Raw genomic sequence first — 6,096 nt, forward strand, 5'->3', positions numbered from 1 at the left:
GGAAAAAGGTTAAAGGGGCCCAGGATCTGGGCCCCCAAAAGGCGCTCAAAAGAGGCAATTAGTGGCCGCAGGTGCGGGCCTCCCCTTCCTGGTCCTTGGTGCGGAAGGAGTGGCCGCAACCGCAGGTGCTGGCGGCGTTGGGGTTGTGCACGGTGAACCCGCCGCCCATGAGGCTTTCCACCCAGTCGATCTCCGAGCCCACCAGGTAGGGCAGGGACATGGGGTCCACCACCAAGCGCACCCCGTGCATCTCCACGAGGGTATCCCCCTCGAGCTCCCTTTCGTCCACGGCCATGCCGTACTGGAAGCCCGAGCACCCGCCGGACTTGATGTAGACCCGGATGGCCGCATGCTCCTTGCCATAACGGGCCAGGATCTCCTTAGCCTTCTCCGCCGCCAAGGGGGTAATGCGGATGACCGCCTCCTGCGTCTCGACCATCTTCCAAACCTCCCTACCCCTAACGTAGCACGTCAGGGGTACGAAAAGGTGAGGTGGGTTCCAAGGGGTAGCATGGGAACGTGGAGCTCACCCGCGTGCAGGAAATCCTCAGGGAAGAGAGGCTGGATGCTTGGCTCCTCCTCTCCTTTGGCCGGAGCAATCCCGTGGCCCTCGAGGTGCTTGCCCTCACCCACCTTCACCTAACCCGCCGTTTTGCCTACCTCATTCCCCAGGAAGGGGAACCCCTGCTCCTCTGCCACGCCATAGAGGAAAGTCTCTTTCCCCTCCTTCCCGGGAAGAGGCGCACCTACCACACCTGGCGAGGGTACCTGGAAGCCCTTTCGGAGCTTTTGGAAGGACAGCGGCGCATCGCCTTGGAGTACGTGCCGGGAGGGCTTATCCCCTACCTGTCCCGGGTGGACGGGGGCAGTTTGGACCTTCTCAGGGGAATGGGCCTCGAGCTCACCTCCTCCTGGCCCTTGCTTCTCCTCTTCCAGACCTGGGAGGAGGAGAAGCTAAAAAGCCACCGCCGGGCAGCCGAGGGCCTGGTGGCCGCCAAGGACCGGGCCATAGCCTTCCTGCGCCAAAACCCTGGGTCCACGGAACAGGCGGTACAGGCCATATTGATCCAGGCCCTGGAGGAACGGGGCCTGGTCTTCGACCACCCCCCCATGGTGGCCTTCGGCCAAAACGCCGCCAACCCCCACCATGCGTCCACGGGGAAGGCCCTCGAGGAGGGAGAAGTGGTGCTCTTGGACCTTTGGGCTAAGGAAAAAGGAGGGGTCTACGCCGACGTCACCTGGATGGCCGGCCTAAGGCCTCCCGAGGCTGCCCACCAAGCCTTCCAGGCTGTGGTAAAGGCCCGGGATGAGGCCATCCGCTTCGTGGCCGAGGCCTACCAAAAAGGGCGCTACCCCAAGGGCTTCGAGGTGGACCGGGTGGCCCGGGGCCTTTTGGAAGGGGAGGGCTACGGCGCCTACCTCCGCCACCGCACAGGGCACAACCTGGGGGAGGAGGTCCACGGCTCAGGTCCCCACCTGGATGACCTGGAAACCCACGACTTCCGCCCGTTGGTGCCGGGCCTCGCCTTCACCGTGGAGCCCGGGCTTTACCTGCCTGGCTTCGGGGTGCGCACCGAGGTGAACGTCTACCTGCACCCCACGGGTCCGGAGGTCACCACTCCCTTGCAGGAAGCCCTTACCCTCCTTTAAGTAGCCCCTTCGGGGCTGACCCAAGTAGCCCCCTTCGGGGCCGACTTGGGCATACCCCTCTCCCGTGGTATCTTGGGGAACGGCATGGACCGCCCCCTCCTGATCTTCTCCGGTCAGTCCAACAAACCCCTGGCCCAAGCCATCGCCGAGGCCCTAGGCCTGCCCTTGGGCAAAAGCGCCACCCAGCGCTTCGCCAACGACAACCTCTTCGTGCGCTTCGAGGAAAGCCTGAGGGAAGGGGATGTCTTCATCGTCCAGTCCCTGACCCCTCCGGTGCAGGACCACCTCATGGAACTCCTCATGATGGTGGACGCCGCCAAAGGAGCCAGCGCCGCCCGGGTCACGGCGGTCATCCCCTACTTCTCCTACGCCCGTAGCGACAAGAAGGACGCCCCCCGCATCTCCATCGCCGCCCGGCTCATCGCCGACCTCCTCCAGACCGCCGGGGCCGACCGGGTCCTCACCATGACCCTGCACTCCCCGCAGGTCCACGGCTTCTTCAAGGTGCCCGTGGACCACCTTTCCGCCGAGCCCGTCATCGCCAACCACTTCGCCACCCGGGTGGACCTGGAAAATGCCGTGGTGGTGGCTCCGGATGCCGGCGACCTTAAGAGGGCCAGCTCCCTGGCCCGGCGCCTCCGCCTTCCCCTGGCCTTCATCGACAAGGAGCGGGTATCCGACACCGAGGTGCGGGTGCGGATGCTGGTGGGGGAGGTGAGGGGGAAAACCGCCTTGATCGTGGACGACGAGATCTCCACCGCCGGAAGCCTGGTGGAGGCAGTAGAAGCCCTCCTGCAAGCTGGGGCCAGGGAAGTCTACGCCGCCGCCACCCACGGGGTCTATGTGGGCCCGGCCCTGGAGCGCATCGCCCAAAGCCCGGTGAAGGAGGTGGCCGCCACCGACACCTGCCCTCCCAAGGAGGGTCCCAAGCTCAAGACCCTCCCCGTGGCCCCCATCTTCGCCGAGGCCATCTGGCGCATCCACCGGGGAGAGTCGGTGTCCAGCCTGTTCACCTGAGGGAAGCGGGATGCGGAAAGAAGCCTTCACCCTGGCGGGGCAAAGCGTGCTGGCCCACATCCCCGAGCGCCCGAGGGCCCTCCTCCTGGCCCTCCACGGGCTTCAGGGCTCGAGGGAGCACATCCTTTCCCTCCTCCCGGGGTATGTGGAAAGGGGCTTCCTCCTCCTGGCCTTTGACGCCCCCCGGCACGGGAAACGGGAGGGCCCACCCCCTTCCTCCAAAAGCCCCAGGTATGTGGAGGAGGTGTACCAGGTGGCCCTGGCCTTCGCCGAGGAAGGGAGGGAAGTGGCCCAGGAGGCCAGGGGGCGCTTCGGCCTACCCCTTTTCCTGGCGGGGGGGAGCCTGGGAGCCTTTGTGGTGCACCTGCTTCTATCCCAGGGTTTCCGGGCGGAAGGGGCCCTGGCCTTCATCGGAAGCGGCTTCCCCATGAAGCTTCCCCAGGGTCAGGAGGTGCGGGATACCCGGGTCCTGGCCCTTTACGAAACCCCTCCTGCCCAGAGGGGGGAAGCCTATGGAGGTGTGCCCCTGCTCCACCTCCACGGCACCAAGGACCTGATCGTGCCCCTTTCCCGCATGGAGAAAACCGTGGAGGCCTTGAGGCCCCACTACCCCGAAGGCCGCTTAGCCTGGTTTGTGGAGGAAGGAGCCGGGCACACCATCACCCCCTTGATGGCCCGGATGGGGCTGGCCTTTTTGGAGGCGTGGCTTGATCCTGGAAGGCCTTAAGGGGTATAGGGGCTACCCTGGGGGCTTCAAGGCCTACGCCAAAGCCTTCCCCACGGTGGAACTCTCCTGGTGGCACCGGGTGGGGGACAAAAGGACCATAAGCCGCTTGAGGAGCCTGGCCCCGGCGGGATTCCGCTTCAGCGTCTTTGGCCACAAGCACTTCTCCTTCCAGCCTTCCGGGGAGGAGAGGCGTACCTTAAGGCGTTTCTTAAGGCGGTTTGGGTTATTCGGCGAGAAAAGGGGAGCGGTCCGGATTGCAGTCCCCCAGGGCCTGGACCCCACCCAACTGGCCCGCTGGCTGGACCTTTTGGAGGAGGTCTTGAAAGAAGTGGGCCCGGTACCCCTTGCCTTTCAAGCCGAGGAGGCCTTGCATCCCCTTCTCAAAGAACGGGGCTATGCCCTGGTAAACCAAACGGGAGGCCCTTTCCTCTACCTGGTGGACCCGGAGGAAATCCCCAGGGAAGGCGAGGGGTACCTTTACCGGAGCCCAACCTCTTCCCAAGCCGCCCCTTCCGCCCTACACTCAAGGGCGGAGGTTGAACGGGATTGAAAACCGCCAGGCGCTTTTCCCCCAAGGAAGCTGAGGAGATCTACCTGGTGCCCTACTGGGGGGCGGGGTTCTTCCGGGTAGGGCGGGACGGGGAGCTGGAGGTAACCCCCCTGGGCCCGGAAGGCCCTTCCGCTTCCCTTTTGGAGATCGTGGAAGCCCTCAGGGACGAGGGGCGGCCCCTGCCCCTGGTGCTCCGCTTCCCCCAGATCCTCGAGGCCCGGGTGCGGGAGCTGAACGAGGCCTTTCGCAGGGCCATGGAAAAGTACGGCTATACGGGAGGCTACCGCGGGGTCTACCCCGTGAAGGTGAACCAGCGCCGGCTGGTGCTGGAAACCGTGGCCAAGGCGGGGAGGCCCTACCACTACGGCCTCGAGGCGGGAAGCAAGGCGGAACTCGCCCTAATCCTGGCCCAAGACCTTTCCCCGGAGGCCCTCATCACCACCAACGGCTTCAAGGACGACGACTTCATCCGCCTGGCCCTAACGGGGAAGAAACTTTCCCGAAACGTGGTCATCACCTTGGAGAAGTTCGCCGAGCTTTCCCGGGTGATCCGCATTTCCAAGGAGCTGGGCGTGCGGCCCAGCCTGGGCATCCGCTACAAGCTGAAGGCCAAGGGAGCAGGGCAGTGGGAAGCCAGCGGCGGGGAAAACGCCAAGTTCGGCCTCACGACCCCGGAGATCATCCGGGCGGTGGAGATCCTGAAGGAAGAAGGGCTCCTGGATGCCCTGGTCATGATCCACGCCCACATCGGTAGCCAGGTGACGGATATCCGCAAGATCAAGGCGGCGGTGCGGGAGGCAGCCCAGACCTATGTGCAGCTCCGGAAGCTGGGGGCTCCCCTCCAGTACCTGAACCTGGGCGGGGGCCTGGCCGTGGACTACGACGGCTCCAAGACCAACTTCTACGCCTCCGCCAACTACACCCTCCCCGAGTACGCCGAGGACCTGGTCTACGTGACCAAGGAGGTGGTGGAGGCCCAAGGGGAGCCCCATCCCACCCTGGTGACGGAGTCGGGCCGGGCGGTGACCGCGTATCATGAGGTCCTGGTCCTCGAGGTCATCGACGTGATCACCCCCCCGGGGGAGACCCGGCCTGCTCCCCCGCCCGCGGAGGCCCACCCTCTGGTCAAGGAGCTTTGGGAGAGCCTGGAAACCCTCTCCCCCAAGAACTTCCGCGAGGTCTACCACGACGCCTTCGCCGACAAGGAAACCCTGCAGACCCTTTACGACCTGGGGCTCGTATCCCTGCGGGACCGCGCCCTGGCGGAGGAGATCTTCTACCACATCGCCCGGCGGGTCTACGCCATCGTGCGGGAACTGCCCTACGCTCCCGATGAGTTTGAGGATCTGGAGAAGCTCTTGGCCGACAAGCTGGTCTGCAACTTTTCCATTTTCCAAAGCCTTCCCGACGCCTGGGCCATCCACCAGCTCTTCCCCATCGTCCCCCTAAGCCGCCTTAACGAGCCCCCCACCCGCCAGGCTACCCTGGTGGACATCTCCTGCGACTCCGACGGCAAGATAGACCGCTTCATCGACCTGCACGATGTGCGCCAGAGCCTGCCCGTCCACCCCATCCGCCCGGGGGAGGACTACTACCTGGGCGTCTTCCTGGTGGGGGCTTATCAGGACGTGCTGGGCAGCAACCACAACCTCTTCGGCCAGGTGGGGGAAGCCCACGTGGTGGTGGACGAAGAGGGCTTCGCCATAGAACGCTTCGTCCCCGGGGAAACCGCGGAAGACGTCATCGAGAAAATGGGCTTCACCGCCCGGGAGCTTTTCCAGGGGGTGGAGCGCTTGGTGCGGCAAAGCCGCCTCTCCCCCGTGGAGAAAGGCGCCTTTTTGGAGCGGTACATGCGCGAGCTTCGCGGTTACACCTACCTGGAGGACTGAAGGCCCGTTAAGGATCCGTTAAGGGGGGTAGGGTCATCCTGGGGGCATGGCCCAGGCAGGAAACCCCTATACTGGAGCTAACTTGTACCCTACCCTCGAGCTCCTGGATCCCTTGCATCCCTTAAGGCGCAGGATGGCCTTATGGCTCCTGCCCCTCGGGGCCCTTCTGGCCCTGGTGGCCTTTGCCGCCTCGAGGGCCGCGGAGCTGGACCCCGTGGACCGCTTCCTCCTGCCCTTTCTGGCCCTGGGCTTTTCTCTTTTGG

6 protein-coding genes and 1 pseudogene are annotated in these 6,096 nt (G+C 65.0%); 6 read left to right on the forward strand and 1 reads right to left on the reverse strand.

What is annotated here, in order from left to right; translation table 11 throughout:
* Positions 1 to 58: 58 nt before the first annotated feature.
* Positions 59 to 439 carry an iron-sulfur cluster insertion protein ErpA gene (erpA, locus tag TNMX_RS07640; RefSeq protein ID WP_015718186.1) on the reverse strand — a complete coding sequence of 127 codons (381 nt, stop codon included), beginning with the start codon at positions 437 to 439 and terminating at the stop codon, positions 59 to 61.
* Between the two features lie 80 nt (positions 440 to 519).
* On the opposite strand from erpA, the gene TNMX_RS07645 reads away from it, so the two are divergent.
* The 6 genes and pseudogenes from TNMX_RS07645 to TNMX_RS07670 form a co-directional block, all read left to right on the forward strand.
* Positions 520 to 1,650, forward strand: a complete 1,131-nt coding sequence (locus TNMX_RS07645) for a Xaa-Pro peptidase family protein (protein ID WP_038031002.1) — start codon at positions 520 to 522, stop codon at positions 1,648 to 1,650.
* 84 nt (positions 1,651 to 1,734) lie between these two features.
* A complete protein-coding gene (locus TNMX_RS07650) occupies positions 1,735 to 2,667 on the forward strand; it encodes a ribose-phosphate pyrophosphokinase (protein ID WP_038031005.1) in 933 nt (310 codons plus the stop codon).
* Positions 2,668 to 2,677: 10 nt separating this feature from the next.
* On the forward strand, positions 2,678 to 3,394 hold the full coding sequence (locus tag TNMX_RS07655) for an alpha/beta hydrolase (protein WP_038031008.1): 717 nt from the start codon (positions 2,678 to 2,680) through the stop codon (positions 3,392 to 3,394).
* Entirely contained in the window at positions 3,375 to 3,944 is a 570-nt protein-coding gene (locus TNMX_RS07660; RefSeq protein ID WP_038031011.1) for a DUF72 domain-containing protein, read from the forward strand. The genes TNMX_RS07655 and TNMX_RS07660 overlap by 20 nt, the downstream gene beginning before the upstream one ends.
* The gene (gene speA / locus TNMX_RS07665; RefSeq protein WP_038031014.1) at positions 3,941 to 5,833 is read left to right on the forward strand and encodes a biosynthetic arginine decarboxylase; all 1,893 of its coding nucleotides are present in this window, start codon (positions 3,941 to 3,943) and stop codon (positions 5,831 to 5,833) included. The genes TNMX_RS07660 and speA overlap by 4 nt, the downstream gene beginning before the upstream one ends.
* Before the next feature lie 46 nt (positions 5,834 to 5,879).
* A pseudogene (locus TNMX_RS07670) lies at positions 5,880 to 6,096 on the forward strand (GGDEF domain-containing protein); the annotation flags it as partial.

This window comes from Thermus sp. NMX2.A1 (assembly GCF_000511705.1).
GTDB lineage: Bacteria > Deinococcota > Deinococci > Deinococcales > Thermaceae > Thermus > Thermus scotoductus.

Coding starts and splice junctions, on each gene's coding strand:
- erpA (WP_015718186.1), bottom strand. CDS start 439: ATGGTCGAGACGCAGGAGGCGGTCATCCGCATTACCCCCTTGGCGGCG.
- TNMX_RS07655 (WP_038031008.1), top strand. CDS start 2,678: ATGCGGAAAGAAGCCTTCACCCTGGCGGGGCAAAGCGTGCTGGCCCAC.
- TNMX_RS07650 (WP_038031005.1), top strand. CDS start 1,735: ATGGACCGCCCCCTCCTGATCTTCTCCGGTCAGTCCAACAAACCCCTG.